30 protein-coding genes and 1 pseudogene are annotated in these 25,008 nt (G+C 72.0%); 13 read left to right on the forward strand and 18 right to left on the reverse strand.

The features are described 5' to 3' along the window. Positions 1 to 32: 32 nt before the first annotated feature. Positions 33 to 905 carry an inositol monophosphatase family protein gene (locus VFV89_RS14730; RefSeq protein WP_329706704.1) on the reverse strand — a complete coding sequence of 291 codons (873 nt, stop codon included), beginning with the start codon at positions 903 to 905 and terminating at the stop codon, positions 33 to 35. Between the two features lie 98 nt (positions 906 to 1,003). Here VFV89_RS14730 and VFV89_RS14735 point away from each other — a divergent pair, with 98 nt between their 5' ends. Next, positions 1,004 to 1,456 (forward strand): DUF2231 domain-containing protein, encoded by a 453-nt coding sequence (locus VFV89_RS14735; RefSeq protein ID WP_329706705.1) that lies wholly within the window; start codon positions 1,004 to 1,006, stop codon positions 1,454 to 1,456. 5 nt (positions 1,457 to 1,461) lie between these two features. On the opposite strand, the gene rsgA is transcribed toward VFV89_RS14735, so the two are convergent. Genes rsgA through VFV89_RS14750 form a run of 3 tightly spaced genes read right to left on the reverse strand, consistent with a single transcriptional unit; the run spans position 1,462 to position 4,277 of the window. Continuing rightward, the gene (rsgA, locus tag VFV89_RS14740; RefSeq protein ID WP_329706706.1) at positions 1,462 to 2,457 is read right to left on the reverse strand and encodes a ribosome small subunit-dependent GTPase A; all 996 of its coding nucleotides are present in this window, start codon (positions 2,455 to 2,457) and stop codon (positions 1,462 to 1,464) included. Beyond that, a complete protein-coding gene (aroA, locus tag VFV89_RS14745) occupies positions 2,457 to 3,752 on the reverse strand; it encodes a 3-phosphoshikimate 1-carboxyvinyltransferase (protein WP_329706707.1) in 1,296 nt (431 codons plus the stop codon). Before aroA ends, rsgA begins: the two co-directional genes overlap by 1 nt. Then, positions 3,753 to 4,277 carry a DoxX family protein gene (locus VFV89_RS14750; protein WP_329706708.1) on the reverse strand — a complete coding sequence of 175 codons (525 nt, stop codon included), beginning with the start codon at positions 4,275 to 4,277 and terminating at the stop codon, positions 3,753 to 3,755. It abuts the gene before it with no gap. A 68-nt stretch (positions 4,278 to 4,345) separates the two neighbouring features. Here VFV89_RS14750 and VFV89_RS14755 point away from each other — a divergent pair, with 68 nt between their 5' ends. The 4 genes from VFV89_RS14755 (at position 4,346) to rsrA (ending at position 6,773) form a co-directional block, all read left to right on the forward strand. Further along, the gene (locus VFV89_RS14755; protein ID WP_329706709.1) at positions 4,346 to 5,086 is read left to right on the forward strand and encodes an SOS response-associated peptidase; all 741 of its coding nucleotides are present in this window, start codon (positions 4,346 to 4,348) and stop codon (positions 5,084 to 5,086) included. Between the two features lie 22 nt (positions 5,087 to 5,108). Continuing rightward, positions 5,109 to 5,759 (forward strand): alpha/beta family hydrolase, encoded by a 651-nt coding sequence (locus tag VFV89_RS14760; RefSeq protein ID WP_329706710.1) that lies wholly within the window; start codon positions 5,109 to 5,111, stop codon positions 5,757 to 5,759. Positions 5,760 to 5,835: 76 nt separating this feature from the next. Continuing rightward, the gene (locus VFV89_RS14765) at positions 5,836 to 6,495 is read left to right on the forward strand and encodes a sigma-70 family RNA polymerase sigma factor (RefSeq protein ID WP_329706711.1); all 660 of its coding nucleotides are present in this window, start codon (positions 5,836 to 5,838) and stop codon (positions 6,493 to 6,495) included. Continuing rightward, positions 6,492 to 6,773 carry a mycothiol system anti-sigma-R factor gene (gene rsrA, locus VFV89_RS14770; protein WP_329706712.1) on the forward strand — a complete coding sequence of 94 codons (282 nt, stop codon included), beginning with the start codon at positions 6,492 to 6,494 and terminating at the stop codon, positions 6,771 to 6,773. The genes VFV89_RS14765 and rsrA overlap by 4 nt, the downstream gene beginning before the upstream one ends. A gap of 23 nt (positions 6,774 to 6,796) precedes the next feature. Here rsrA and VFV89_RS14775 read toward each other — a convergent pair whose 3' ends face one another. From VFV89_RS14775 to VFV89_RS14795, 6 genes are all read right to left on the reverse strand, one after another. Continuing rightward, positions 6,797 to 8,035 (reverse strand): glycoside hydrolase family 6 protein, encoded by a 1,239-nt coding sequence (locus VFV89_RS14775; RefSeq protein ID WP_329706713.1) that lies wholly within the window; start codon positions 8,033 to 8,035, stop codon positions 6,797 to 6,799. 67 nt (positions 8,036 to 8,102) lie between these two features. Next, positions 8,103 to 8,177, reverse strand: a complete 75-nt coding sequence (locus VFV89_RS24865) for a 50S ribosomal protein bL37 (RefSeq protein WP_414690392.1) — start codon at positions 8,175 to 8,177, stop codon at positions 8,103 to 8,105. Between the two features lie 39 nt (positions 8,178 to 8,216). After that, on the reverse strand, positions 8,217 to 8,588 hold the full coding sequence (locus tag VFV89_RS14780) for a thioesterase family protein (RefSeq protein ID WP_329706714.1): 372 nt from the start codon (positions 8,586 to 8,588) through the stop codon (positions 8,217 to 8,219). Then, complete coding sequence (locus VFV89_RS14785; RefSeq protein WP_329706715.1) at positions 8,585 to 9,076, reverse strand: GNAT family N-acetyltransferase; 492 nt, start codon at positions 9,074 to 9,076, stop codon at positions 8,585 to 8,587. Before VFV89_RS14785 ends, VFV89_RS14780 begins: the two co-directional genes overlap by 4 nt. 11 nt (positions 9,077 to 9,087) lie before the next feature. Beyond that, complete coding sequence (locus tag VFV89_RS14790; RefSeq protein ID WP_329706716.1) at positions 9,088 to 10,743, reverse strand: acetolactate synthase; 1,656 nt, start codon at positions 10,741 to 10,743, stop codon at positions 9,088 to 9,090. 24 nt (positions 10,744 to 10,767) lie between these two features. Next, on the reverse strand, positions 10,768 to 11,622 hold the full coding sequence (locus VFV89_RS14795) for a DUF2785 domain-containing protein (RefSeq protein ID WP_329706717.1): 855 nt from the start codon (positions 11,620 to 11,622) through the stop codon (positions 10,768 to 10,770). A gap of 112 nt (positions 11,623 to 11,734) precedes the next feature. On the opposite strand from VFV89_RS14795, the gene VFV89_RS14800 reads away from it, so the two are divergent. Continuing rightward, complete coding sequence (locus VFV89_RS14800) at positions 11,735 to 13,204, forward strand: sensor histidine kinase (protein ID WP_329706718.1); 1,470 nt, start codon at positions 11,735 to 11,737, stop codon at positions 13,202 to 13,204. Positions 13,205 to 13,339: 135 nt separating this feature from the next. Here the strand turns inward: VFV89_RS14800 and VFV89_RS14805 are convergent, their stop codons facing one another. Beyond that, the gene (locus tag VFV89_RS14805) at positions 13,340 to 13,591 is read right to left on the reverse strand and encodes a WhiB family transcriptional regulator (protein ID WP_329706719.1); all 252 of its coding nucleotides are present in this window, start codon (positions 13,589 to 13,591) and stop codon (positions 13,340 to 13,342) included. Between the two features lie 229 nt (positions 13,592 to 13,820). On the opposite strand from VFV89_RS14805, the gene VFV89_RS14810 reads away from it, so the two are divergent. Then, positions 13,821 to 14,219: a hypothetical protein gene (locus VFV89_RS14810; protein ID WP_329706720.1), complete on the forward strand. Its 399-nt coding sequence runs from the start codon at positions 13,821 to 13,823 to the stop codon at positions 14,217 to 14,219. Here the strand turns inward: VFV89_RS14810 and VFV89_RS14815 are convergent, their stop codons facing one another. From VFV89_RS14815 to sodN, 5 genes are all read right to left on the reverse strand, one after another. Next, the gene (locus VFV89_RS14815) at positions 14,220 to 15,041 is read right to left on the reverse strand and encodes an RNA polymerase sigma factor SigF (protein ID WP_329706721.1); all 822 of its coding nucleotides are present in this window, start codon (positions 15,039 to 15,041) and stop codon (positions 14,220 to 14,222) included. 16 nt (positions 15,042 to 15,057) lie between these two features. Then, positions 15,058 to 15,468 carry an anti-sigma factor gene (locus tag VFV89_RS14820; RefSeq protein WP_329706722.1) on the reverse strand — a complete coding sequence of 137 codons (411 nt, stop codon included), beginning with the start codon at positions 15,466 to 15,468 and terminating at the stop codon, positions 15,058 to 15,060. Positions 15,469 to 15,526: 58 nt separating this feature from the next. Beyond that, positions 15,527 to 15,790 carry a hypothetical protein gene (locus VFV89_RS14825; protein WP_329706723.1) on the reverse strand — a complete coding sequence of 88 codons (264 nt, stop codon included), beginning with the start codon at positions 15,788 to 15,790 and terminating at the stop codon, positions 15,527 to 15,529. 52 nt (positions 15,791 to 15,842) lie between these two features. After that, on the reverse strand, positions 15,843 to 16,634 hold the full coding sequence (locus tag VFV89_RS14830) for a sigma-70 family RNA polymerase sigma factor (protein WP_329706724.1): 792 nt from the start codon (positions 16,632 to 16,634) through the stop codon (positions 15,843 to 15,845). 206 nt (positions 16,635 to 16,840) lie between these two features. Next, the gene (gene sodN, locus VFV89_RS14835) at positions 16,841 to 17,242 is read right to left on the reverse strand and encodes a superoxide dismutase, Ni (protein ID WP_329706725.1); all 402 of its coding nucleotides are present in this window, start codon (positions 17,240 to 17,242) and stop codon (positions 16,841 to 16,843) included. Between the two features lie 58 nt (positions 17,243 to 17,300). Here sodN and VFV89_RS14840 point away from each other — a divergent pair, with 58 nt between their 5' ends. The 4 genes from VFV89_RS14840 to VFV89_RS14855 all read left to right on the forward strand — a co-directional run bounded on the left by VFV89_RS14840 (position 17,301) and on the right by VFV89_RS14855 (position 21,002). Further along, complete coding sequence (locus tag VFV89_RS14840) at positions 17,301 to 17,681, forward strand: S24/S26 family peptidase (protein WP_329706726.1); 381 nt, start codon at positions 17,301 to 17,303, stop codon at positions 17,679 to 17,681. A gap of 55 nt (positions 17,682 to 17,736) precedes the next feature. Then, entirely contained in the window at positions 17,737 to 18,852 is a 1,116-nt protein-coding gene (locus VFV89_RS14845) for an NADP-dependent malic enzyme (RefSeq protein WP_329706734.1), read from the forward strand. Between the two features lie 486 nt (positions 18,853 to 19,338). After that, the gene (locus tag VFV89_RS14850; protein WP_329706727.1) at positions 19,339 to 20,322 is read left to right on the forward strand and encodes a zinc-binding dehydrogenase; all 984 of its coding nucleotides are present in this window, start codon (positions 19,339 to 19,341) and stop codon (positions 20,320 to 20,322) included. Next, positions 20,322 to 21,002, forward strand: a complete 681-nt coding sequence (locus VFV89_RS14855; RefSeq protein WP_329706728.1) for an SDR family oxidoreductase — start codon at positions 20,322 to 20,324, stop codon at positions 21,000 to 21,002. The genes VFV89_RS14850 and VFV89_RS14855 overlap by 1 nt, the downstream gene beginning before the upstream one ends. Positions 21,003 to 21,011: 9 nt before the next feature. Here the strand turns inward: VFV89_RS14855 and VFV89_RS14860 are convergent, their stop codons facing one another. Both VFV89_RS14860 and VFV89_RS14865 read right to left on the reverse strand, forming a co-directional pair. Beyond that, positions 21,012 to 22,823 (reverse strand): TIGR03767 family metallophosphoesterase, encoded by a 1,812-nt coding sequence (locus VFV89_RS14860; protein WP_329706729.1) that lies wholly within the window; start codon positions 22,821 to 22,823, stop codon positions 21,012 to 21,014. Between the two features lie 130 nt (positions 22,824 to 22,953). Further along, entirely contained in the window at positions 22,954 to 23,601 is a 648-nt protein-coding gene (locus VFV89_RS14865) for a TetR family transcriptional regulator (RefSeq protein WP_329706730.1), read from the reverse strand. 120 nt (positions 23,602 to 23,721) lie between these two features. On the opposite strand from VFV89_RS14865, the gene VFV89_RS14870 reads away from it, so the two are divergent. Continuing rightward, positions 23,722 to 24,798 (forward strand): ferredoxin reductase, encoded by a 1,077-nt coding sequence (locus VFV89_RS14870; protein WP_329706731.1) that lies wholly within the window; start codon positions 23,722 to 23,724, stop codon positions 24,796 to 24,798. 9 nt (positions 24,799 to 24,807) lie between these two features. After that, positions 24,808 to 25,008: pseudogene (locus tag VFV89_RS14875) on the forward strand (hypothetical protein); the annotation flags it as partial.

Consider the following 25,008-nt stretch of genomic DNA (forward strand, 5'->3'; position numbering starts at 1 on the left):
CGAGCGGACGGGGCGGTGAACAGGGGATCGTTTCAGGACTCGGGATCGCGCGGCCCGCGCGGCCGAAGCTCGGACACCGACCCCGGGCCGGACGGCTGCCAGTCCGGGTCGCCGTCGTCGTCGACCGATCCCAGGAACGACAGCACCGCGTCGTGCAGGTGGCCGTTGGTGGCCAGCGCGTTTCCGCCCCACGGACCGTCCTCCCCGGCCAGCGAGGTGAAGGTGCCGCCGGCCTCCCGGACGATGACGTCGAGCGCGGCCATGTCGTGCAGCGCGAGCTCCGGCTCGGTGGCGATGTCCACGGCGCCCTCGGCGAGCAGCATGTAGGACCAGAAGTCGCCGTAGGCGCGGGACCGCCAGCACCGGCGCATCAGCGCGACGAAGTCGTCGCCCTGGCCGCGCTCCTCCCAGCCGTGCAGCGACGAGTACGACAGCGAGGCGTCCTCGAGGCGGCGGACGTCGGACACGTGGCACTGGGTGGCCTTGAGCAGCGAGCGGCCCGTCCACGTGCCGGCCCCGGACGACGCCCACCACCGCCGCTGCAGGGCCGGCGCGGAGACCACGCTCAGCACCACCTCGTCGTCGACGGCCAGCGCGATGAGCGTGGCCCAGACGGGTACGCCGCGCACGAAGTTCTTGGTGCCGTCGATCGGGTCCACGATCCAGCGCCGCTGGCTGTGGCCGGTCGAGCCCTGCTCCTCACCCGTCACCGCGTCGCGGGAGCGCACCCGCGACAGGGTGCGCCTGATGCTCTCCTCGACCGCCTGGTCGGCGTCGGTGACCGGCGTCAGGTCCGGCTTCGACATCACGTGCAGGTCGATGGCCTTGAACCGCGCGGTGGTCAGTGAGTCGGCGTCGTCGGCCAGGACGTGCGCCAGGCGGAGGTCGTCGGTGTAGTCCGCCACGCCCTCACCCTATGCCGCGCGGCGTCTGCCGCAGCGCAGGCGCGGCCTGCCCCTATGCTGCGATGAACCACCGGGCGCGGGAGGACGTGAGTGAAGGCATGTGGGAGATAAACGGAGTCCCGCTCCATCCCCTCGTGGTCCACGCCGCGGTGGTGTTCGGGCCCCTGGCCGCTCTCTCCGCACTGCTCTACGTCGGGTGGGCGAAGCGTCGCGACCAGCTCCGGTGGGTCACGCTGGTCGTGGTCCTCATCGGGACCGGCGCGATCTGGGCCGCCTACTTCACCGGCAACAACTTCTTCTCCAGCAGCCGATTCGAGCACTTCTCGGGCGAGGCCCTGGACCGGATCCACACCCACCAGAGCTACGCCAAGACGCTGCGCTGGATCACTACCGGGTTCGCCGTGGTCACCATCGCCGCCACGTGGCTGCACGACCGGACCGGACCGACCCGCGCCGTGCTGTCGGCGCTGGTCGCCATCGGTGCCGTGCTCACCCTGGTGTGGACCATCCTCACCGGCGACGCCGGCGCCCGCGCCGTCTGGGGCAGCTGAGCGACTCAGTACGCCGGCTCGCTGCGAGCGGCCAGCAGCCGCCGGAACGACGCCACCCGGTCGGGGTCCGCCTCGCCGTTGGCGACCGCCTCGTCGAGCCCGCACTCCGGCTCGTCGGCGCCGTGCGTGCAGCCGCGCGGGCAGTCCTCGGTCATCTCATCGAGGTCGGGGAAGGCCTCGATGAGGTCCTCCGGCTGGACGTGGGCGAGCCCGAACGACCGGATCCCCGGTGTGTCGATGATCCAGCCCCCGTCGGCTCCGGGCAGCGCCAGCAGGTAGGCCGATGTCGAGGTGTGCCGGCCGCGGCCGGTCACGGCGTTGACGTGGCCGACCTCGCGGTCGGCGTCGGGGACCAGCGCGTTGACAAGCGTCGACTTCCCGACCCCGCTGGACCCCAGCAGCACCGACGTCCGGCCGGCGAGACGTGCCTCGAGCTCCGAGAGGTCGCCGCCGCGGTAGGTGACCACCCACGGCACGCCCAGCGACCGGTAGGTCGCCAGCAGCGGCTCGGGCGAGGCCAGGTCGGACTTGGTCAGGCACAGCAGCGGCGCCATGTGGGCGTCGTACGCGGCGACGAGCGCGCGGTCGAGCAGCCGCGGCTGCGGCTCGGGGTCCGCGACGGCGACCACGACGACCAGCTGGTCGGCGTTGGCCACGACCACCCGCTCGACCGGGTCGTCGTCGTCCGCGGTGCGGCGCAGGACCGTCGTCCGCTCCTGCACCTCGACGATCCGGGCGAGCGTGCCCTCGTCGCCGGAGACGTCGCCGTCGACCTTGACCCGGTCGCCGACCACGACGCCGCGACGTCCGAGAGGCCGCGCCTTCATCGCATAGACGAGCCGGTCGTCGACGAGCAGCGTGAACCGCCCGCGGTCCACGGTGACCACCACGCCGTCCGCCGCGTCCGCGTAGGTCGGGCGCTCCTTGGTCCGGGGCCGGGTCCGTCGCCGCGGACGGTCGTAGTGCTCGACGTCCTGGTCGGAGTACCTGCCCGTGGGCATCAGCGTTCCGTCCCGGGAGTGGGCGGCCTGAAGAGCCCCGACCAGAAGCCCGCGAAGTCCGGGAAGGTCTTGCCGGTCGTCTCGACGTTCTCGACGAGGACGCCGTCGACCGCGGCACCGACGATCACACCGGCGTGCGCCATCCGGTGGTCGGCGTAGGTGTGGAAGACCCCGCCGTGCAGGGGAGCCGGCCGGAACGACAGCCCGTCGGCGTGCTCGCTCACCTCCGCGCCCAGGCCGCCCAGCTCGGTGGCGAGCGCGGCCAACCGGTCGGTCTCGTGGCCGCGGATGTGCCCCACGCCCCGCAGGTGGCTCGGGCCGGACGCGAGTGCACACAGGGCGGCGACCGCGGGGGTGAGTTCGCCGTGGTCGTGCAGGTCGACGTCGATCCCCTCGAGCCGCTCCGGCCCGGTGACAGTGAGGCCCTCGTCGTCGAGGACGACCGAGCAGCCGAGCTGTTCGAGGATGTCGCGCAGCCCGTCGCCGGCCTGGGTGGTCGAGGCGGGCCAGTCGCGGACGGTGACCCGGCCGCCGGTCACCGCGGCGAGCGCGAGGAACGGCGCCGCGTTTGAGAGGTCGGGCTCGATGAGGTGGTCCACCGGCTTGACCACGCCGGGCGCCACGGACCAGCGGTTTGCCGTGGTGTCGTCCACCTCCACGCCGTGCTCGCGCAGCATCGCGACGGTCATGTCGATGTGCGGCAGCGAGGGGACCGGCTTGCCGTCGTGGCGGACGTCGACGCCTTCGTCGTAGCGCGCGCCGGCCAGCAGCAGTGCCGACACGAACTGCGACGAGGCCGACGCGTCGATCACCACCCGACCGCCGCGCACCGACCCGGTCCCGCGGATCTCGAACGGCAGCGAGTCACCCTCGGACACGTCGACGCCGAGCGTGCGCAGCGCGCCCAGCACCTCGCCGATCGGCCGGGTGCGCATGTGCGGGTCGCCGTCGAAGGAGACCGTGCCGCGAGACAGCCCGGCGGCCGGCGGGACGAACCGCATCACCGTCCCGGCCAGCCCGCAGTCGACCTCCGCGTCCCGGTCGAACCGTCCTGGTGTGACCGCCCAGTCCTCGCCGCCGGTCTCGACGGTGGAGCCCAGGGCGGTCAGGGCCGCCGCCATCAGGAGCGTGTCACGGGAACGGAGCGCGCGGCGTACGACGGAGGGGCCGTCGGCCAGCGCGGCCAGGAGCAGCGCCCGGTTGGTGAGCGACTTGCTGCCGGGCAGCGACACGGCGGCGTCGACCGGACCGGTCGCTCTCGGAGCGGGCCAGGGCGGCCCTGATGTCGCTGCCACTCAGGTGAGCCTCGCGCGCGCCAGCTTCATCTCGCGACGGCCGCCGCGGGCCAGCTGACGGGCCTCGCGGCGTGCGTCGCGCGCGGCCCGGCGGGCCCGCCAGGCCACGCCCGGCCGGCCCTCGGTGTCGCCGGCTGCGATCAGGAGGCCGCCGAGCATCGAGACGTTCTTGAAGAAGTGCACCCGCTGCTGGGCGCGCTCGGCCGGGTCCTGCTTCTCCCAGAACCGGTGGCCCGCGGCGGTGGTCGGGACCAGGCTCGCCGCCAGCACCACTGCCGACGTGCGGGGCGCCTTCCCGGTGGCCAGCGCGAGGCCGGCGGCGACCTGCACGGCACCGTTGAGCCGGACGAGGGTCGCCGGGTCGGACGGAAGCTGCGGCACGACGCGCTGCAGCATCGGCACCAGCCGCTCGGTCACCGGCTGGGCGGCTGCGGCCTTCTGCTGCGCATTGCGCACCGAGTCGATCCCACCCTGGATGAACATCGAGGCGAGCATCGGACGCGCGAAGAGTCTGCTGATGGCCATGGCCCAGTCAAACACGTCAGGCCCAGCAAGGCGCCCGGCCTGTCAGCCCGCGCCTCTAGGCTGGGCGCATGTGCGGCCGCTACGCCTCCAGCCGGCGCCCCGAGGACCTCATCGAGGAGTTCGAGGTCGTCGAGAACAAGGTCCCCGAGCCGCTCGCGCCCGACTACAACGTGGCTCCGACCAAGGAGGTCTACGCGGTCGTCGAGCGGCCGCCGTCGAAGGACTCCGAGGAGCCGCCCGCCCGCCAGCTTCGGACCCTGAAGTGGGGGCTGGTCCCGTCGTGGGCCAAGGACCCCAAGATCGGCAACCGGATGATCAACGCCCGGATGGAGACCGTGGCCGAGAAGCCCGCCTACCGCCGAGCGCTGGCCTCGCGGCGGTGCCTGCTGCCGGCGGACGGCTACTTCGAGTGGTACCCCACCGACGAGAAGACGAAAGCGGGGAAGCCGAAGAAGCAGCCGTTCTTCATCCACCCCAAGGACGGGAGCACCCTCGCCATGGCCGGTCTCTACGAGATCTGGCGCGACCCGAGCAAGGACGACGACGCCGACGACCGGTTCCTGTGGACCTGCACGGTCATCACCACCGACGCGCCGGACGACCTCGGCAAGATCCACGACCGGATGCCGCTCATGGTCGAGCACGACCACTGGGCCGCATGGCTCGACCCGCGGACCGAGAAGGAGTCGGTGCTCGACCTGCTGGTGCCGGCCGCGCCGGGGCGGCTCGAGGCCTACCCGGTCTCGCTCGCCGTCAACGCCGTCAAGAACAACGGCCCCGAGCTCGTCGAGCCGCTGGAGCTGTCGTGACGCGGCCATGAGCCAGACCCGCATGAGTCAGATCCGCAGCCTCGACACCCCGCACGGCGAGGCCCGGCTGGAGACGTTCCGCGCCAGGTCACCGTTCGTCACGCTGCTGCTCAGCCACGGCGCCGGTGGGGGGACCGGCGCCCGCGACCTGCAGGCCCTCGCCAGGCAGCTGCCGGGCCAGGGGGCGCACGTCGTCCTGCTGGAGCAGCCATGGAAGGTGGCCGGCCGCCGGGTCGCCACCCCACCGCCGACGCTCGACGCCGCCCTGGTCGCGGCCGCCCGGGCGCTGCGGTTCCGGGCACCCCTGGTCGTGGGCGGCCGCTCCGCGGGTGCGCGCTCCGCGGCGCGCTCGGCGTCCGGGCTGGGCGCGGTGGGCTGCCTGTGCCTGTCCTTCCCGCTGCACCCGCCCGGTCGCCCGGAGAAGTCGCGGCTGGAGGAGCTGCGCGGCAGCGGCGTACCGACCCTCGTCATCCAGGGCGAGCAGGACCCCATGGGCCGCCCCGAGGAGTTCCCCGGCGACCTCGACCACGTCGACCTCGCGGTGATCCCCGGCGCCGACCACGGGCTACGGGTCCCGAAGTCCGCCGGGCTCAGCGAGGCCGAGGCGATGGAGATCGTCGTGGAGTCGACGCTCGAGTGGCTGGTGCGAGAGGTGGCCGGATCCCGGGAATGACGTCGGTCACCCGGCTGTTGGACCAGTCGTGATCGCGGTCCTGGAGCCTCCCTCGACCCGCGTAGGCTGGGAGGCGATGACAGACACACCTGACCTGCAGGCGCCCGACGACCTGTCGGAGCTCGACGTCGCCACCGAGACCGACGAGGAGCGGGCGATCCGCTTCGAGCGCGACGCGCTGCAGTACCTCGACCAGCTCTACTCCGCAGCGATGCGGATGACCCGCAACCCGGCGGACGCCGAGGACCTCGTGCAGGAGACGTTCGCCAAGGCGTTCTCCTCGTTCCACCAGTTCCGGCCGGGCACCAACCTCAAGGCCTGGCTCTACCGGATCCTCACCAACACCTTCATCAACAACTACCGCAAGAAGCAGCGTCAGCCGCAGCAGTCGATGTCCGAGGACGTCGAGGACTGGCAGCTCGCCCGGGCCGAGTCGCACGCCTCGTCCGGGCTCAAGTCAGCGGAGATGGAGGCGCTGGAGCACCTGCCCGACTCCCAGGTCAAGGACGCCCTCCAGCGGTTGCCGGAGGAGTTCCGGCTCGCGGTCTACCTCGCCGATGTTGAGGGCTTCGCCTACAAGGAGATCGCAGAGATCATGGACACCCCGATCGGCACGGTGATGTCTCGGCTCCACCGTGGCCGGCGCCAGCTTCGTGACATGCTGTCCGACTACGTGCGCGCCAACGACCTGCTCCCGGCCGGACGCCTGCCCGGAAGTGAAGGGGGGGACTCGTGAACCAGCCCCACGAACACCCCGTCGAGCCGTCCGCGAGTGACTGCGCCGACTTCCTGGAGCAGATCGTCTACTTCATCGACAACGAGCTCGACGCCGCGGACTGCGCCGTGGTCCGCGCCCACCTCGACACCTGCAACCCGTGCCTGGAGAAGTACGACCTCCAGCGCACCGTGAAGTCCATCGTGGCGCGCTCGTGCTCCGAGGCGGCGCCCGAGGAGCTCCGCAAGCGGGTGCTCCTGCGCCTGCGCGAGGTCCAGGTCCGCATCACCGACGCCTGACGGGCGCCGGCGGACTGGTCGGGCTACCACCGGCTGACCCGCGCCAGCGTCAGCGCGCGGGACAGGACGAACGGTTCCTTCTGGTCGTAGAGCCAGGGCCGGCCGATCCACAAGAAGGCGTCGGCGTAGCGCTGGGCCAGCTCGACGGTGTGCCGCGGCAGGCCCCATGCCGGGTCGTCGAAGTCGTAGGTGGGCGGGATGCCCAGCGCCACACAGGGTCCCGGGTCCTGCTGGCTCTCGCAGACCCGCGCGTTGTCCGGGTCGGGGCCGCGGTAGTCGCCGAAGACGAAGCCCTTGCCGTTCGACGAGGTGTTGACGACGAAGTGCTTGTCCCGGATGCCCTGTGCGGCCAGGGCCCGGACGACGTCGGCGCCGCGTTGGACCTCGTCGACGGTCGAGGAGTAGTGCGTCGTGTTGAGGGCGATCCCACGCGCGTAGCGCACGCCGTCCTGGATCGCGATCCGGGTCGCCGCCGCCACGCCACCCTGCGACTCGATCGGCCAGTCCGCGGCCCCGACGTCGATGTAGACCGAGGCGTGGGGGAGCGCCGAGAGCGTCCGGGCGGCGAAGGCGATCAGGTCCGAGGGGGTGTGGGAGCCGTGCGGCGCGCAGAGCGCGAACGGACCGTCGGGCTGGAGGATGATCGCGGCGTGGGCGTCGCCCACCGCCGAGGCGAACCGTTCGATCCAGGTCCGGTACGACGCGCTCTCAGCGGCCGTGGGAAGCCGGTGGCACGCCTCGTCCTCCCACGGGTGCATGCGGAAGACCGACATCTGGACCAGTGCGTCGGCCGACCCCGCCTGCTGCTGGGCGCTCGCGATGTAGCCACGAACCTTGTCGGCGATCGCGGCGTCGGAGATCCAGCCCCCGAACCACTTCGCCTTGGGCGCGAGGGCGATCTTGCCGAGCAGCTCCCTGGTCTCCCCGCCGGCCCGCACGTACGGCGCCCACGCCATCTCGCCGTCGCCCCCGTAGACGCCCCACGGCCGGCCCGCCAGCGGGTTCTGCGCCTCGATGCGTCGCTGCCGCATCGCGGCCAGCCAGGCGTTGGTGCGGTGCAGCGCGGGGCCGGCGTGGTGGACCTTCGCGACCGCTGACGGCGTCGCCCGAGTCTGTGAGGGCGCCACCGGGGGCGTCGCCGGTGCCGGGTCGGACCGGGGCGGGCCGCTGGTGCCCGAGCACGACGAGAGCGCGGCGCTCAGCGCCAGCGCCGCGATCAGCGCTGACGTCCTGGCCGGGTGGCGCGATGAGGGAGGGGGCACCGGCACCGAGTCTCCCAGACGCCTCGAGCCCCAGCCGACGGCTGGGGCTCGGTGCGTGCGACGCCGGTCAGGCGTTGGGGCGCTTGCCGTGGTTGGCGGCCTTCTTCTTGCGGCCGCGGCGCTTGCGTCCGGTCTTGCTCATCGTGACCTCCTGGATCGATCGGTCCAGTCTCTCAGGGGGTCAGGACGACGGAGAAATCCGGGCGAGGAACCGCTCGGCGTCCACCACCACACGGGTCACCTCGCCCGACGCCACGACCTTGCCGTCGGCGGTGTGCCGGGCGGCGACCGTGAACCGGTGCAGCCGGCCGTCGACGTACGCCGCCTCGGCGCTCACCTCGACCACGGCGCCCACCGGGCTGGCGACCAGGTGCTCCAGCTGCACGCGGGTGCCGACCGAGGTCTGGCCCGCGCCCAGCGCGGCCTCGATCTCCGCGCAGGTGGCCGCCTCGAGCCACGCGAGCAGTCGCGGCGTGCCCAGCACCGGCAAGGAGCCCGAGCCGACGGCGATCGCGGTGTCCTCGTCGGTCACCGTGAAGCTCAAGGAGCTCACGCCAGGTCCAGTCGGTAGACGATCAGCTCCACCCCGGGCATCGGCGACCAGTCCCGCTCGGGGCAGCGGACGAAGCCGAGCCGTTGGTAGAGCCGCTGGGCCGGCGCCGTGCCGTGCGCGTTGGTCGACATCACGACTGCGGTGGCTCCCTCCTCGCGGAACCGGTCGACCACGTGCCGCACCAGCGCCTCGCCGACGCCCTGGCCCTGGGCCTGCGGCGCGACGGCCAGCATCCGGAACTCACCCTCGTCGGCGGCCGCGACCTCCCGCCAGGGCGAGCCCTCGCGGCAGATCGTCACCGTGCCCAGCACCTCGTGGTCGTCGGAGCCGACCGCGACCCACAGCTCGGCCTGGCGATCACGCGCCTCGGCGTTGGCGAGGTGCTCGGCGTAGGACGACGAGGCGTCGGTGAGCTGCGGCTGGTACGCCGCGACCGTCATGGCACCGATCGCCTCGTAGTCCTCGGGTCGGGCTCGTCGCAGGTGCATCGCGGGTCCGCTCAGATGCCGAACGTGGAGCGCGGGTAGCCGGCCTCGACGTCGGTGATGACGTTGACGAGGTAGGGGACTCCGCTGTCGAAGGCCCGGTCGAGCGCCGGTCCGATCTGCCTCGGATCGGTGACGGTCTCACCGGCGCCGCCGAGCGCCTGGACGACCGCGTCGTAGGGCGTCCGGGGCGCCAGGTCGGCGATCACGTCGTAGCCGTAGAGCATCTGCATGGGCCCCTTCTCGAGCGCCCACGCTGAGTTGTTGCCCATCACCATGACCACCGGGAGCCCGTGCCGGACCAGCGTGTCGACGTCCATGAGCGAGAAGCCCGCGGCTCCGTCGCCGAGCAGCAGCACCACCTGCGACGAGGGGCGGGCCAGCCGGGCGGCGATCGCTGCGCCCGGTCCGGCGCCCAGGCAGCCGTAGGGCCCTGGGTCGAGCCAGCCGCCGGGCCGCTTCGGCTCGACGTACTTGCCGGCGAAGCTGACGAAGTCGCCGCCGTCGCCGATCACGACGGCGTCGTCGGCCAGCCGCGGCACCAGCTCGCCGTAGATGCGGGCCGGGTGGATGGGGTCGGCCTCGGCGCCGAGCAGCTCCGCGTCGCGGGCCGACGCAGCGGCCACGGCGTCGGCCAGCGTCGAGCGCCAGTCCGCCCAATCCGGCTTCGAGCCGCGCTCGACCGTCGCCTGGAGCCCGTCGAGGACCGCGGTGAGGTCTCCGGAGACCGAGCCCGCCAGCTCGGCGTGGGTGGCGACCTGGCCCGGTGAGTCCGCCACGTGGACCACGCGCGCGGGCACCGAGCCCTCCTCCTTGCCGCCGAAGACGCCGTAGCCCAGCCGGAAGTCCAGCGGTGTCCCGACCACCACGACCAGGTCGGCACCGCCCAGCGCGAGGCTGCGCGCCTTGGTCACCAGCAGCTCGTGGCCACCGGGGACGATCCCACGGCCCATCCCGTTGGTGAGCGTCGGGATGCCGAGCTCCTGGACGAACCTCAACGCGGCCTCCTCGGCCCCGTCGGCCCACACGTCCGTGCCGAGCACGAGCACCGGCCGGCGCGCCTGCGCCAGCAGCGCGGCCACCCCGGCGACGTCGTCGCCGTCGGGCTCGAGGCGGTGCCGCTCGGGTGGCTGCGGCGCCGGTCCGGACGCGGTGTTGAAGAACTCGTCCATGGGGACGTCGACGAACGCCGGACCGCGGTGCGGGCTGCGCGCGGCCACGAACGCCTCGTCCATCCCGGCCAGGACCCCGTCGGCCGTCATGATGGTGCGGGCCAGCTTGGACACCGAGGAGACGATGGGCGGCTGGTCGAGCTCCTGGAGGCTGCCGCTACCCCAGCGGTTCTGCGGTGCGCGGCCGCCGACCACGACCATCGGCGAGCCCGCGAACTGCGCCTGCGCGATCGCGCTCACGCCGTTGGTGACCCCGGGGCCTGCGGTGAGCACGGCGAGACCCGGGATCCGGGTCAGCTTCCCGGTCGCCTCGGCCGCGAACGCCGCGGTCTGCTCGTGCCGCACGTCGAGCAGCCGCATCGGCGGGTCGGCCTGCACCGCGCCGTCGTACATCGGGAAGACGTGCGCGCCGGACAGGGTGAACATGGTCTCGACGCCGTGCGCCTGCGCCACGGCCACGGCGAGCCGGCCGCTGTGACCCTCGATGGTCTCCGTCATGGGGCCAACTCTGTCAGGGCCGCCTCAGCGGGGGTGCCTGGCCTGGAGGAAGTCCGGGTTGGAGGCTCGCAGCGCGTCCACGAGGACCAGCACCAGGTCGGGGCGGACCCCGGGAGCGTTGGGCCCGAGCGCGAGCTGGAGGTAGAGGGCGCGCAGGAACGCCTGGGCGTTGCCGCTCGCGAGGTGCGGGTCGCGGTCGTCGTAGGACGCCATGGCGCCGGCCGACGCGGCCAGCCGGGCGATCCACGGTTCGAGCACCCGCAGCGAGACGATGTTGCGGCGGAGCACCGCCATGGTGGCGGCGGCCAGCCGGTCCGGCTCGCCGTTGGAGAACAGCCGGTCGACCGGGAGCAGCACGCGGTCCGCTATGACGTCGAGGATCACGGTCAGCTCGTTGGTGGCGACGTGTGGCGACTGGGCCAGCGTGGCCAGGGCGTCCGCCCCGTGGGCGACGCCGTGCGCCCACCCCTTGCCGGGCACGAACCCGCGCAGGTCGCGCTCCCGGAGCAGCCAGGTGGCGAGCCGGTCACCCCACTCGAGGACCTTGGCACCCGGCACCAGCGGCCGCTTGTTGTCGCGGCCGATGCACTCGCCGAGGATGAGCGCCGAGAAGCTGCGCCGGAACACCGAGTCCGTGTCCCGCTCGCCCAGCCCGACGCCGAGGCCGGCGGCCATCCCGTCGCCCAGCCCGGACAGCAGGTCGTCGTAGACCCCGCGCTCGACCCAGGTGGCCAGGGTCGGGTACGCCGTCCCGTCGCGTGCCTCGGGGTCGGTGTCGCCGAGCATCCGGGTCAGCTCGGCCGTCAGGTCGTCGAGGGGCCGGTCCTGCGGAACCTCCAGCCCGGAAGCGACGACCTGCTTCCAGTACTGACCCGGCATGGAACCCATCCTGCCAAAGCATGCCGTCACCACGACGGTCAGGGGAGTCTTGTTTTGTCGTGCGAAACATGCATGCCGTCCGGGTTTCCGCGCCACCCCTACGCTGACCTGCGTGGCGTCCCTGATCGAGCTGGTCCGTGCGCACACGGACCTCGACGCGGATGACGTCGCGTGGCTCCAGCTGCTCCAGGCGGACTGGCAGATCATCGCCGACCTGAGCTTCGCCGACCTCGTGCTCTGGCTGCCCGACCGCGAGGGCACGGGCTTCTGGGCGGGTGGCCAGATGCGACCCACCACCGGCCCGACGGCGTACGTCGACGACATCGTCGGCACCTTCGTCCCCGCCGGGCGGCGCCCCCACCTCGACATTGCCTACGCCGAGGGCCGCCTCGTGCGAGAGGGCGACCCGGAGTGGCGCGACGACGTGCCGGTCCGCGCCGAGACCATCCCGGTGCGCCGGGGGCAGCGCGTCATCGCGGTCGTGGGCCGCAACACCAACCTGCTGGGCGTCCGCACCCCGAGCCGGCTGGAGCTGTCCTACCTGCAGACCGCGGCCGACCTCACCCAGATGATCGCCGGCGGGCACTTCCCGCTGCCCGGCCAGCGCAGCGACCACGCGGACACGCCGCGGGTCGGCGACGGGTTCCTACGGGTCGACGAGCAGGGCCGGGTGGTCTACGCCAGCCCCAACGCGCTCTCGGTCTACCGCCGGCTGGGCCACTCCGGCGACCTCGACGGGCTGCGGCTCAGCGAGGTCACCCGTGAGCTGGTGCCGACCCGGCACCGCTCGGACGAGGAGGCGCTGAGCGCGGTGCTGGGCGGCCGGACCAACCGCGACGCCGAGATCGGGACCGACTCGGTCTCGCTCATCGTCCGGGCCATCCCGCTGCGGCCGCACGGCCGGCTGATCGGCGCGCTGGTGCTGGTCCGCGACGTCACCGACCTGCGCCGCCGCGACCGTGAGCTGGTGACCAAGGACGCCACCATCCGCGAGATCCACCACCGGGTGAAGAACAACCTCCAGACCGTGGCCGCGCTGCTGCGCCTGCAGGCGCGGCGGATGGACAGCCAGGACGCGAAGGCCGCGCTCGAGGAGGCGGTACGTCGCGTCGGCTCGATCGCGATCGTCCACGAGATCCTCAGCCAGGCGGTCGAGGAGAGCGTCGCCTTCGACGACGTCGCCGACCGGCTTGCGGCCATGGTGGCGGACGTCGGGTCGGTCGGCGGCGGGATCCGGGTGCGCCGGGAAGGCTCGTTCGGCGAGCTGCCGTCCGAGACCGCGACCACCGTCGCCATGGTGCTGACCGAGCTGCTGCAGAACGCCGTGGAGCACGGTTATCCGGCGCTCGACGGGTCCGGGGGCACCATCGTGGTGACGGCGGAGCGCAAGCCGGACCGCCTGGTCTTCACCGTCGTCGACGACGGGCAGGGGCTGCCGGAGGGCTTCGAGGTGGAGGTGTCGAGCACCCTCGGGCTCTCGATCGTCGGCACGCTCGTGGAGTCAGAGCTCGGCGGGCGGCTCACGCTCGGCCCGACCTCAGCCGGACGCGGCACCAGGGCGGAGATAGACGTGCCCGTGTGACGTGCTCGAGTCCCAGCGCATGCTGCGGAGTGTCTCGACACGCGGTCGCGGCCTCGCAGGCTCGGCCGCGCGCGCTGCTCGACCCCCTCCTGTGAGGACCGCCTGACGGCGGTCCCTCGTTCCTCAGGACCGCCGTCAGGCGGTCCTCACCCGGGCCCGGGCGGTGCGGCGCTTGAGCGCGCGGCGCTCGTCCTCGCTGAGGCCACCCCAGACACCGTGGTCCTGCCCGGCTTCGAGGGCCCACTGGAGGCACTGCTCGCGCACGTCGCAGCGCCGGCACACCGCCTTGGCCTCCTCGATCTGGAGGATGGCCGGACCGGTGTTGCCGATCGGGAAGAACAGCTCCGGGTCCTCGTCGAGGCACGCGGAACGGTGGCGCCAATCCATGGCTGGGGTTTCCTTCTTTCCGGACAGTCTGGCGTCGTGGGGGAACAGGGCCTTTTGTGCCACACAGGGTCCCGCGGCGGGCACAGCGCGGGGACGGCAGGACGAAATGGCCGCCGGCTCAGTCCAGCGTGCCGAGATTTGGACCGTTACACAAGGGCATAGCCGGGTCTCGTGGATCACAAGCGCCCTGACGCCGGATCCGACGCACGCTCAGCCTAGGCTCCCTGCCGTGCCAGCCGACGACCGACCCCGGCCACCGTGGCCCCTGGTGGTGGCCGCGGGGCTGGTGGGGCTCGAGGGGCTCCTCCTCGGAGTCCTCGCCGTCATCGAGCTGTCCCACCTGCACTCCGGGCGCGCGACGCTGGCCATCACCACCGCGCTGTTCTTCGTCGGGATGGGCGGCGGGCTGGTGTTCTGTGCTTGGGGGCTGTTCCGCGTCGGCTCCTGGGCGCGGGGACCGGTGGTGGCCACCCAGCTCATCGGCGTCCTGCTCTCGTTCAGCTTCTGGGGCGGGGAGACCACCGCGGGTGCGGTGGTGATCCTGGTGGTCTCGCTGGCCGTGCTTGTGGGCGTGCTGCACCCCGCCTCGACCCGGGCGCTGGCCGCGGGTGAGGAGCCCGAGCAGTAGCTATCCGGAGGGCGGGTCGTCGGTCTCCAGCGAGCTGCGCAGGTGCTCCAGGGTCCTGGAGAGAAGCCGGCTCACGTGCATCTGGGAGACGCCGATCTCCTCGGCGATCTGCGACTGGGTCATGTTCTTGAAGAACCGCAGCAGGAGGATGCGCTTCTCGCGCGCGTCGAGCCGGTCGAGCACCGGTTTGATCGACTCCCGGATCTCGACGTGCTCGAGGTTGTCATCATCCACGCCGATCGCGTCGAGCATCGGGGACGCGCCGTCCTCGTCGTTGTCGCCCGCGTCGAGTGAGAGCGTCGAGTAGGCGTTGCTCGACTCGATCCCCTCGAGGATGTCGTCGACCGAGCAGCCGATCCTCTCGGCGAGCTCGCGCGGGGTGGGCGAGCGACCGAGGGACTGGGTCAGCTCGGCGCTGGCGGAGCCGATCTGCATCCGCAGCTCCTGGAGCCGGCGCGGCACCCGGATCGCCCAGCCCTTGTCGCGGAAGTACCGCTTGATCTCGCCGATGATCGTCGGGGTGGCGTACGTCGAGAACTCGACGCCGCGGTCGAGGTCGAACCGGTCGATCGACTTCAGAAGGCCGATCGTGCCGACCTGGACGAGGTCCTCGAACGGCTCCCCACGGTTGCGGAAGCGACGTGCGCAGTGCTCCACCAGCGGCAGGTGCAGGTGCACCAGCCCCTCGCGGGCGGCGTCACGGGCCGTCTCCGGCACGGAGTCGTCGTGCAGCTGTGCGAACAGCTCGGCGCTCCTCCGCCGGGTGACCTCTACCCCGCCGGACGCGTCCGCGTACTCGTCCATCGTCGGGTCGCCGGACATGTGTCAGCCAGTCATGTCAGGAGTCGGACTCCTCGACGGCCGAACGCATGGACAAGGTGATCGTGAACCGACGGTCGTCGGCCGACGCCGACGCCTTTGTCGCGAGCGTGGTCAGCACCTGCCAGGCGAAGCTGTCCTCGTCGGGCGGCGCCGGTTGGTGCGAGGGGACGCTGACCTGGATGGTCAGCTCCCCGGCCCGCATGAAGAACTCGCAGGTCAGGTCCGAGCCGGGCTCGGCCTGCGGCAGCACCAGGGCGCTGGCCTCGCCGACCGCCATCCGGAGGTCCTCGATGTCGTCGATGGTGAAGTCGAGGCGCGCCGCGAGCCCGGCCGAGGTGGTGCGGAGGACAGACACGTAGGCGCTGTCAGCCGGCACGCGCAGCTCGACATCGGCGCTCGACCCGGCTTCGGGTCCGGTCGGGGACATGCTCGTCAGCCCTTCGAATGGTGTCGTGAGTGGAGCCTAGTGTCCCGGGCGGGCAGGATCAGACCCGCCAGTCGTGGGCGCCGTCGGCCGGGAGCTCGGCCCGCTCGGCGGCTCGCAGCAGCCCGATCCGCTCGATCCAGGTCATCCCGTCCGACCACGCGCAGCGCAGCGAGATGTGCCCGTCCGGTTCTTCGACCGTGAGCAGCACCACGGCGCCGCAAACGGTTTCGTCCGGGTCGATCTGCTGCCTGACCCCGAGCTCGTCGATGAGCTGCCCGAGCTCCCGGCGCTGCGCCACAGCAACCACTTCTTCCCGTGTCATCCCCACGTTCCTCAGCGGTGACACGGTTCCCGACGGGAGGTCGTCGTATGCGTCAGGCCGGAACCGCATCCGCTCCGAGCTCTGAACGTAGCTGATCGAGGATCCGCTTGAGGAGGCGGGACGCCTGCATCTGGGTCACCCCGAGCGCGTCGCCGATCTCCTGCTGGGTGCGATCCTCCACGAACCGCATGTGCAGGATCTTGCGGTCCCGCTCGCTGAGCAGGCGGAGCGCCGGGCCGACCAGGAGCCGCGCCTCGAGGGCACGCTCGTCCGCGTCGTCCTCCGACGTCAGCTGGTCGATGGCCGGCCGGCCGTCCTCGGTGACCGGCACGTCGAGCGAGACGGGCCGGAAGCAGCCCTCGGCCTGGAGCGCCTCGGAGACGTCGGAGACCGGGAGGTCGAGCTGGGCGGCGATCCGGTCGGCCGACGGGGGAGCGCCGTGCTCCTCCCCGCGGTGGTAGGCGTGGATGACCTTGGACTGGATCTCCTGGACCCGGCGCGGCGGCCGGATCGTCCAGCCCTGGTCGCGGAAGTGGCGCTTGATCTCGCCGGAGATGGTCGGCACCGCATAGGTGAGGAAGTCGCGGTTCTGGTCGACATCGAACTTCTGGGCCGCGCGGACCAGCGCCATGCAAGCGACCTGCTCGAGGTCCTCGACGGGGACCGACCGGTTGCGGTAGCGGTGCGCGATCGCGTGGGCGACCCCGATGTTGAGGACGATCACCTGGTCGATCAGCTCATCGCGCTGCTTGCCCGTCGCGGTCGAGGCCTCCTGGAGGAGCCTTGCGGTCTCCTCACGGCGCATCGCCCGTGACGGGGTCTCATCTGGTGCCGAGATCGTCATGCCGAAGCCCCTACCCAGGGCGCGCAACGACAGAAACCTTGAAAGCTTGATTTCTGTCCCATTTCACCCATGGGGGTGAACGCCAAGGGCCTGTCGGTCAGGGTCACCCGGACAAGGGTCTGCCGATTCCTGCCCGCGGGGCGGGTCCTGAAACGCCGACGGGCCCGGCCGATCCACGGCCGGGCCCGAAGGCAGGAAGCAGCGCGTCAGCCCTGCTTGGTCTCCTTGAAGATCCGGTCGATCTCGTCGATCTTGTCCAGCAGCTGCTGGGCCACGCCGGCGTCGAGCGAGCCCTTCGCGCCGCTGGCACCGGCGAGCTTGGTGGCCTCGTTGACGAGCTGGTGCAGCTCGGGGTACTTCTCGAAGTGCGGGGGCTTGAAGTAGTCGGTCCACAGCACCCACAGGTGGTGCTTGACCAGCTCGGCGCGCTGCTCCTTGATGATCAGCGCCCGGACCCGGAAGTCGGGGTCGTCGTTGTCGGCGACCTTCTTGCAGATCTCGAGGACGGACTGGGCCTCGATACGTGCCTGAGCGGGGTCGTAGACGCCGCACGGCAGGTCGCAGTGGGCCGAGACCTCGATGGTGGGTGCGAACAGTCGTCGGAACATGCCAGTCCTTCCGGGTCTGTGGAGTGGTTGACGTCGTGGGCTTGCGACACTACTCCGCGTGTCGGGCAGCCCTGGAGCGGTACCCGGTGACCCGAGGCGGACACCGCGGTGGGGGTTCGCGGTCGTCTCCGGCGACTCGATGCGGCCGGCGCTGCGACCGGGCGACCGGCTGCTCGTCGACTACCGCCGGCCGCCCGTGCCCGGCGACCTCGTCGTCGCGCATGCGCCGGGCCGTCCGCTCTCGGTGAAGCGTGCCGCCGAACGGCGTACGACGGACCTCGGTGAGCCGGGCTGGTGGCTGCTCAGCGACAACCCGGCGGCCGGCACCGACTCGCGGACCTTCGGCGCCGTCGCGGACGCGGACGTCGTGGCGGTGGTCGTCAGGCGGATCTGGCCGCCTCGGCGCCGACGTGCTGTGCCAGACTCCAACGGTGCCTGACCCCACCCATCCGCGCGCTGGCGATCCGGTCTTCGACCTGCACCTGGGCGGCAAGATGGAGGTACGTTCGACGGTCGGGCTGGACAGCCGCGACGACCTCTCGCTGGCCTACACGCCCGGCGTCGCGCAGGTCTGCGAGGCGATCGCCGAGGACCCTTCGCTGAGCCGCCACTACACGTGGGTGCCGAACACGGTTGCGGTGGTGACCGACGGCACGGCGGTCCTGGGCCTCGGCGACATCGGCCCCGCGGCCGCGATGCCGGTGATGGAGGGCAAGGCGGTCCTGTTCAAGGCCTTCGGTGGCGTGGACGCCGTACCGATCTGCCTGGACACCACCGACGTCGAGGAGATCATCGAGACGGTCGCGCGGCTGGCGCCGTCGTTCGGTGGCATCAACCTCGAGGACATCTCGGCCCCGCGGTGCTTCGAGATCGAGGACCGGCTCAAGGAGCGGCTCGACATCCCGGTCTTCCACGACGACCAGCACGGCACCGCCGTCGTTGCACTCGCCGCGCTGACCAACGCGCTGACCCTGACCGGTCGCAGCACCGAGTCGACGCGCGTGGTCATCTCGGGCGCGGGCGCGGCCGGGGTGGCGGTGGCCAGGATCCTGCTCGAGGCCGGGATCAAGGATCTCGCGGTGACCGACCGCAAGGGCGTGCTGCACTCCGGCCGCGGCGACCTCACGCCGGTCAAGCGGGGGCTGGCCGCGCTCACCGCCGACCAGACCGGGCGCAGTGGGACGCTCTCCGACGTGCTCGACGGGGCCGACGTCTACATCGGCGTCTCGGGCGGCACCGTGCCCGAGGAGGACGTGGCCCGGATGGCGGAGGAGTCGATCATCTTCGGCCTGGCCAACCCGGTCCCCGAGGTGCACCCCGACGTGGCACACAAGTACGCACGGATCGTCGCCACCGGCCGCTCCGACTTCCCCAACCAGATCAACAACGTGCTCGCCTTCCCCGGGATCTTCCGGGGCGCGCTCGACGTGCACGCGACCGCGATCACCGAGGGGATGAAGATCGCGGCGGCGACCGCGCTGGCCGGGCTCGTCGGTGACGACCTGGCCGACGACATGATCGTGCCCTCGCCGTTCGACCCGCGGGTCGGCGAGTCGGTGTCGTCCGCGGTGGCCGAGGCCGCCCGCCAGGACGGCGTCGCCCGGGATTGATACCCCCGCAAATTTCGGGCTCTTGTGACCCATCCGTTGGTGCCCGCGCGCCTACCGGATCGCGTCTCGCCGTAAGAAGGACCGCGCTTCGCCGCCCGCTGCGCGGCGCGCCGATCTGGATTCTTGGGCAGTCCTTTGACCGCGAGCCTCGCGCGATCCGGTGATACGGCGCACAACGGCGGGCTTCGCCGCGCCGTTGCACAGCGCGGGCACCACCACCATTCCCCGGCCGGCCCCGCTGATGGGGTTTGCCGAGGGAAGTCGGCACCTGGTGCCGGAGATCCTCGGCAAAGCCCGGGTCCACCGGACTTGCACCGCATCTCGGCGTCCTGGCTGGCCAAGATGCGGCGGGTGCGGGCCTGCTACGCGCGCGGCCGCCCACCCACGGATCAGTCATAGGAGCCAAGTTTCGGCCCACCCCCGTGACGACGCTCGCTCCGCCCGTAGCACTCGGGTCCGCGAGGAGCGCTCGCTAGCGTGGCGAACATGTTCGCCGTCTATGCCGACAGGTTCAGCTCCGACGACCCGCTGTCGGGGCTGGTGGTGGGCGAGCGGCCCGATCCCGAGGTCCCGGACGGCTGGACGACCGTCGAGGTGAAGGCGGCCTCGCTCAACCACCACGACCTGTGGTCGTTGCGCGGGGTCGGTCTCAAGGAGGAGCAGCTGCCGATGATCCTCGGCTGCGACGCGGCAGGCCTCGACGAGGACGGCAACGATGTCGTGGTGCACGCGGTCATCAGCAGCCCCGCATGGGAGGGCGACGAGACGTTCGACCCCAGGCGGTCGCTGCTCTCCGAGCGCCACCAGGGGAGCTTCGCCGCGAAGGTGGCGGTGCCGAGGCGCAACCTGGTGCCCAAGCCGGCGTCGCTGACCTTCGAGCAGGCCGCCTGCCTGCCGACCGCCTGGCTGACGGCCTACCGCATGCTCTTCACCCGCGGCGGGCTGAAGCCGGGGGAGACCGTCCTGGTGCAGGGGGCCGGGGGCGGCGTGGCCACGGCCGCGGTCGTGCTGGGCCGGGCCGCCGGGCTGCGGGTCTGGGTCACCAGCCGGGACGAGGCCAAGCGCGCGAAGGCCGTCGGCGTGGGTGCGCACGAGGCGTTCGAGAGTGGCGCCCGGCTGCCGGAGCGGGTCGACGCGGTGGTCGAGACGGTGGGCAAGGCGACGTGGTCGCACTCGGTCCGGTCGCTGCGGCCGGGCGGCCGGATCATCACCTCCGGCACCACGTCGGGTGCCGACGTCGAGGATCCGGAGCTGACCCGGACCTTCTTCCTGCAGCTCTCGGTGATCGGCTCGACGATGGGCACCCGCGAGGAGCTGGCCGCGCTGATGAGGTTCCTCGACTCGACCGGCACCCGACCGCTGATCGACCGGACCATCCCGTTCGAGGACGCCCGCGAGGGTTTCGCCGCGATGGCGGAGGGCGAGGTGTTCGGCAAGATCGTGTTCACCTTCGGGCAGGGTGCCCGCTGATGGCGACGCACCTGCTGACGGGCGCCGGCTCCGGCATCGGCGCGGTGCTCGCCGAGCGGCTCCTCGAGCGGGGCGACGAGCTGGTCCTGCTGGCCCGCTCCTCCGAGCGTGCCCACGACCTGCGCTCGGACCTGCCGGACGCCACGGTCCTCGTCGCCGACCTGGCCGACCCGGCCGCGGTCGAGGCCGTGGCCAGCCAGCTCCCCGACCGGCTCGACTCGGCGGTCCACGCCGCTGGCACCGTCGAGCTGGGTCCGGTGAGCTCGCTGAGCACCGAGGTGTGGCAGGCGCAGCTGGCGGTGAACGTGCTCGCGCCCGCGGTGCTGACCCGGGTCGCGCTGCCGGCCCTGCGCGCGGCCCGCGGCACCGTCGTGTTCGTCAACTCCGGCGCCGGTCTCGCCGCCCACCCGCAGTGGTCGGCGTACGCCGCGTCGAAGTTCGGCCTGCGCGCGCTCGCCGACTCGCTGCGCGCCGAGGAGCAGGAGCACGGCGTGCGCGTCACGACCGTCTATCCCGGCCGGACCTCGACGCCGATGCAGCAGAAGGTGCACCAGCAGGAGGGCCGGGAGTACGACGCGACCGCGTGGATCGACCCGGCAACCGTCGCCGGCGCGATCCTGCACGTCCTCGACCTGCCCGAGGACGCCACGATCAGCGACCTGACGATCCGGCCCCGCTGAGGCCCCGGGTCAGAGCTTGAACGGTGCGGGCACCAGCAGCTCGACGTTGCGGTCCTCCACCCGTCCGCGCTTCCCGTCCTGGCCGTGCGGCGACTTGGCTCTCTCCTGCCAGTCGTTCGCACCCAGCTCCCGGGAGAGGGCGGCCAGCTCCAGCGGCGACCTCGGGTGCTTGCCCCAGGACGTCGGTGCCGCGTGGTCGATGATCGTGCCGAAGATCGACAGGGTCCCGTTGCGGTTGTCGACCAGCTCGACGGTCCGGGCCTGCTGGGGCCAGTCGACGTGCGAGGCGGTGTTGATCTCCCAGAAGCCGCCGGGCACCTTGGCGTGCTTGGACCGCCGGTACGCCGTCACCGTGTTGCGGTGCGTGTGCCCGTTGACCCACAGGATGACGTTGGGGAACCGGAGCAGCAGCTCGGCCACCTGGTGTCCGAGCACCCGGCCCGGGCCGGTGTCGTTGTCCATCGTGCCGATCGTGTGGTGGGAGAACAGCACGAACAGCCGGTCGTGCTTCCCGCCCTTGACGACGTGCCCCGACTCGTCGAGGTAGTGCCGGCTGCCCTTCTTGAGCTGCTCGGTGAGCCAGGCGAACTGCACCTCGTCGATGGACCCCTCGGACCCGCCGAACGGGTTGACGGTGTCGAGCGAGATGCCGCGGACCCGGCCCTTGCCGAACGCGTAGTAGGCGTTACCGGTCGCGAGGTTCCACGCGGTGTAGCCGTGCCCGTGCGGCCTGCCGGTCGACTTGAAGTACTCCGCGATGGTCTCGGCTCGGCTGAGCGGTCGCCGGTTGGGGTCGGCGGTGACCTGTCGTGACGGCCCGCCGAAGAGCGTCTGGAGCCCCGCCGGGTCGTTGGTGACCAGCTGCGCCGCGAGCTCCCCGATGTTGACGCCCGGGGGCAGGTCGATGATCTTCGTCGACCCGGTCGCGACCTGGGCCACCAGCGGGCTCGAGGGGACGTTGCCCTGGACCAGCCCGTCGTGGTTGCCGAAGACGGACATCCAGGGCATGCCGAGCCCCTTGGCGACGAACGGCCGGCGGGAGGCGTCCAGCAGCCCGGGGACGCGCGGGAACCCGGCCTGGCTGATCCGCAGGTCCGTCGGCTGGCCCGGCGGCGGTCCGTCCGGGTGCCAGTAGTGGACGTCGTACGCCGACTGGTCGGCCACGCCCTCGTACTTCGTCAGGTCACCGGAGTCGGGCACGATCCGCTTGCCGTCCAGCAGGTCGATCTGCCAGCGGAGCTCGTTGTACTGGGTGTTGTCGACGTTGTCGCCGGTCGTGATCGTGAACGCAAGCGGCAGCCCGGTGACCGGCCCCCGCCCGACCCGGCGCAGCGCCCGCACGGTCGCCTCGGCGACGTGGGTGGTGAGCGTGTCCTGCGCCCGGTAGGCGCCCTGGAAGGGGAGGATGGCGGCCCACGGTGAGCCCGGGTCGTCGAGCCGGTCGAGGAACTCCACCCGGGCCGGCGACTGGGCGTCCATCAGGTGCATGTCGGTGAGCTGGCCCATGGCGAGGATGCCGCGGCGTCGGGCGCGGCCGGGCCGACGGACGCCCCGCATCAGCTCGTGGCGGACCAGGTGCGGCTCACCGGGGCCGACCACGATCTTGCGGTAGCCGTGCTTGCCCTTGTCGCCCTTGATCAGGGTCCGCTGCAGGGTGGTGCCGCGACCGTCAGGTCCGCCCGGGCGTGCGTCGGCCGGGTCGAAGGCACCGATGCCGACCGCCACGCCGGCGGCCGCGCCCGTCCCGAGCACGGCCCGGCGGGAGAGACTGCCGTCGAGCTCGCTCAGCTCGATCGGCTCCTGGGCTGGCTGTTCCGGCATGGCGTCTCCCTCGGCGGTGAGTGTGGTGCTGCGGCCCCTCGCGCAGGCTCCCCGGGCGATACGGGTGGAGGCACAGTAGTCATCGCACGTCGGGCGTGGGAACCGCCCCGCCGCAGATGTCCGGTGCGGGTCAGCTCCGCGACCGCCAGTTGAGCGCGCCGACGAGGACCATCCGGAGCTGGGTCCGCGCGTTCTCCGCGATCTGCTTCTCGGCGCCCGGCCGGCCGGCGGCCACGATCAGCTGTTCGGCCGTCGCCACCATTGCGGTGACGACCAGGTTGGACAGGACGCGCAGGTCCTCGGTGGTCCAGGCGTCCGTGCCGGACAGCCGGGCGAGGTCGGTCGACAGCTCGCGCTCGCACAGCTCGATCTCGTGACGGATCGCCTCGCGGACCGACGGTGGCCCCGCGGCCCGCTCGCGCGCGATGAACTGGAAGTGCGCACGGTGCTGACCGACGTGCTCCTGGAGGGTGTCGACGGAGCGGTCCACGATGCTCGCGAGCGAAGGTGTGCCGGTCGAGGGGTCGCCGCGGCGGATGTCGCGGAGCATCGCCCGCAGGGAGACGAAGGACTCGTCCACCAGGGCCAGGCCGAGCGCCTCGATCGAGTCGAAGTGCCGGTAGAAGGCGGTCGGCACGATGCCGACCTCCTTGGCGACCTGGCGGAGCGAGAGCGCGACCAGGGAGGAGTCCTCGCAGAGGCGGAGTGCCGCATCGAGGATGGCGCGCCGGGTGCGCTCCTTGCGCTCGACCCGCGACCCCGGGCCCACGTCCACCACCTGATCATCCTAGTCGGTGAACGTGTGTCCACGCTCACGGTGAGCGGTTCTTGACCGTTCCCGTCGGGTTGTACCAAAGTTTCAGTGAACAGACGTTCACTCGAATTAAGGAGTCGTCCGATGGGTCTCACCGGGACCGTCCTCCGCTCCCGAGCGGTCGCCGCGCTGACCTCACCGCAACGCGTCGACCGCTATCTCGAGCAGGTCAACCCGATGTGGGCCGCCCACGAGGTGCGTGCCCGCGTCGTCGAGGTCCACCGCGAGGTCGACGTGCCGGGTCACCCTCCGGTCGCCACGATCACCCTGGAGCCGACGTCGACGTGGCGGGGCCACCGGGCCGGCCAGCACGTGCAGCTCGGAGTCGAGGTCGACGGGTCGCGGCGTACGACGCGTGTCTTCACGATCTCGAGCCCCGACTCCCGGGCCGGCGAGCGGTTCACGGTCACCCTGCGTGCCAACCCGGCCGGCGTCGTGTCGCGGTTCCTGGTCGAGAGGTCCGCGCCGGGCACGATGGTCCACCTCTCCCAGGCCGAGGGTGAGTTCGTGCTGCCCGACCGCGTGCCCGAGCACGTGCTGCTCGTCTCCGGGGGCTCCGGCATCACCCCGGTCATGTCGATGCTGCGCTCGCTGCAGCGGCGCACCCACCGCGGCCGGGTCACCTTCGTCCACTACGCACGGGGCCCCGAGCACCAGATCTTCGCCGCCGAGCTCGCGGAGGTACGCCGCTCCGGCCACGGCATCGACCTGCACCTGCTCCACCCCGGGCTGGGCGACCCCTACCTGTCCCCGGCCTTCCTCGAGAGGCTCGTCCCTGGCTACCGCGAGGTGCCGACGTGGGCCTGCGGGCCGGCTCCGATGATCGAGTCGCTGCGCGCGGCGTACGAGGGCTCGGACCAGCTCCGCGTGGAGTACTTCCGGCCGCCGCGCACGTCCGGCACGTCACCCGAGGGCGACGTCGCCTTCACCCGCTCCGGAGTCAGGACGCGCAACTCCGGCGAGCCGATCCTCGAGCAGGCCGAGGCGGCCGGGCTCGCCCCGGAGTTCGGCTGCCGGATGGGCATCTGCTTCTCCTGCACCAAGACCAAGACCGACGGCACCGTCCGCAACGTCCTGACCGGCGAGGAGTCCTCGCTGCCGGACGAGGAAGTCCGTATCTGCGTGAGCGCGCCCCTGGGCGACTGCTCCGTCGAGCTCTGAGGAGAGAACATGAAGACCAGCACCCCCAAGAAGGCCACCGTCGCAGCCAGCGACCCGAAGATCCCCAACCTGACGCCCGAGCAGCTCGAGGAGTTCGGCGCCGAGCTCGACGCGATCCGCCAGCGGATCGTCGCCGACCTCGGCGAGGAGGACGCCGCCTACATCCGCAAGATCGTCAAGCGTCAGCAGCAGTTCGAGATCGCCGGCCGT

Source organism: Nocardioides sp. (assembly GCF_036274455.1).
Classification (GTDB): domain Bacteria; phylum Actinomycetota; class Actinomycetes; order Propionibacteriales; family Nocardioidaceae; genus Nocardioides.

Bases quoted from the DNA above. Each gene is read 5' to 3' on its own strand.
- rsgA (WP_329706706.1), bottom strand. From the start codon at position 2,457: ATGCCCACGGGCAGGTACTCCGACCAGGACGTCGAGCACTACGACCGT.
- VFV89_RS14825 (WP_329706723.1), bottom strand. From the start codon at position 15,790: ATGACACGGGAAGAAGTGGTTGCTGTGGCGCAGCGCCGGGAGCTCGGG.
- VFV89_RS14860 (WP_329706729.1), bottom strand. From the start codon at position 22,823: ATGCCGGAACAGCCAGCCCAGGAGCCGATCGAGCTGAGCGAGCTCGAC.
- VFV89_RS14850 (WP_329706727.1), top strand. From the start codon at position 19,339: ATGTTCGCCGTCTATGCCGACAGGTTCAGCTCCGACGACCCGCTGTCG.
- VFV89_RS14870 (WP_329706731.1), top strand. From the start codon at position 23,722: ATGGGTCTCACCGGGACCGTCCTCCGCTCCCGAGCGGTCGCCGCGCTG.
- VFV89_RS14830 (WP_329706724.1), bottom strand. From the start codon at position 16,634: ATGACGATCTCGGCACCAGATGAGACCCCGTCACGGGCGATGCGCCGT.
- VFV89_RS14760 (WP_329706710.1), top strand. From the start codon at position 5,109: ATGAGTCAGATCCGCAGCCTCGACACCCCGCACGGCGAGGCCCGGCTG.
- VFV89_RS14795 (WP_329706717.1), bottom strand. From the start codon at position 11,622: ATGCCGGGTCAGTACTGGAAGCAGGTCGTCGCTTCCGGGCTGGAGGTT.
- VFV89_RS14765 (WP_329706711.1), top strand. From the start codon at position 5,836: ATGACAGACACACCTGACCTGCAGGCGCCCGACGACCTGTCGGAGCTC.
- VFV89_RS14750 (WP_329706708.1), bottom strand. From the start codon at position 4,277: ATGGCCATCAGCAGACTCTTCGCGCGTCCGATGCTCGCCTCGATGTTC.
- sodN (WP_329706725.1), bottom strand. From the start codon at position 17,242: ATGTTCCGACGACTGTTCGCACCCACCATCGAGGTCTCGGCCCACTGC.
- VFV89_RS14735 (WP_329706705.1), top strand. From the start codon at position 1,004: ATGTGGGAGATAAACGGAGTCCCGCTCCATCCCCTCGTGGTCCACGCC.
- VFV89_RS14785 (WP_329706715.1), bottom strand. From the start codon at position 9,076: ATGCACCTGCGACGAGCCCGACCCGAGGACTACGAGGCGATCGGTGCC.
- VFV89_RS14790 (WP_329706716.1), bottom strand. From the start codon at position 10,743: ATGACGGAGACCATCGAGGGTCACAGCGGCCGGCTCGCCGTGGCCGTG.
- VFV89_RS14855 (WP_329706728.1), top strand. From the start codon at position 20,322: ATGGCGACGCACCTGCTGACGGGCGCCGGCTCCGGCATCGGCGCGGTG.
- VFV89_RS14820 (WP_329706722.1), bottom strand. From the start codon at position 15,468: ATGTCCCCGACCGGACCCGAAGCCGGGTCGAGCGCCGATGTCGAGCTG.
- VFV89_RS14755 (WP_329706709.1), top strand. From the start codon at position 4,346: ATGTGCGGCCGCTACGCCTCCAGCCGGCGCCCCGAGGACCTCATCGAG.
- VFV89_RS14815 (WP_329706721.1), bottom strand. From the start codon at position 15,041: ATGTCCGGCGACCCGACGATGGACGAGTACGCGGACGCGTCCGGCGGG.
- VFV89_RS14845 (WP_329706734.1), top strand. From the start codon at position 17,737: ATGGAGGTACGTTCGACGGTCGGGCTGGACAGCCGCGACGACCTCTCG.
- VFV89_RS14805 (WP_329706719.1), bottom strand. From the start codon at position 13,591: ATGGATTGGCGCCACCGTTCCGCGTGCCTCGACGAGGACCCGGAGCTG.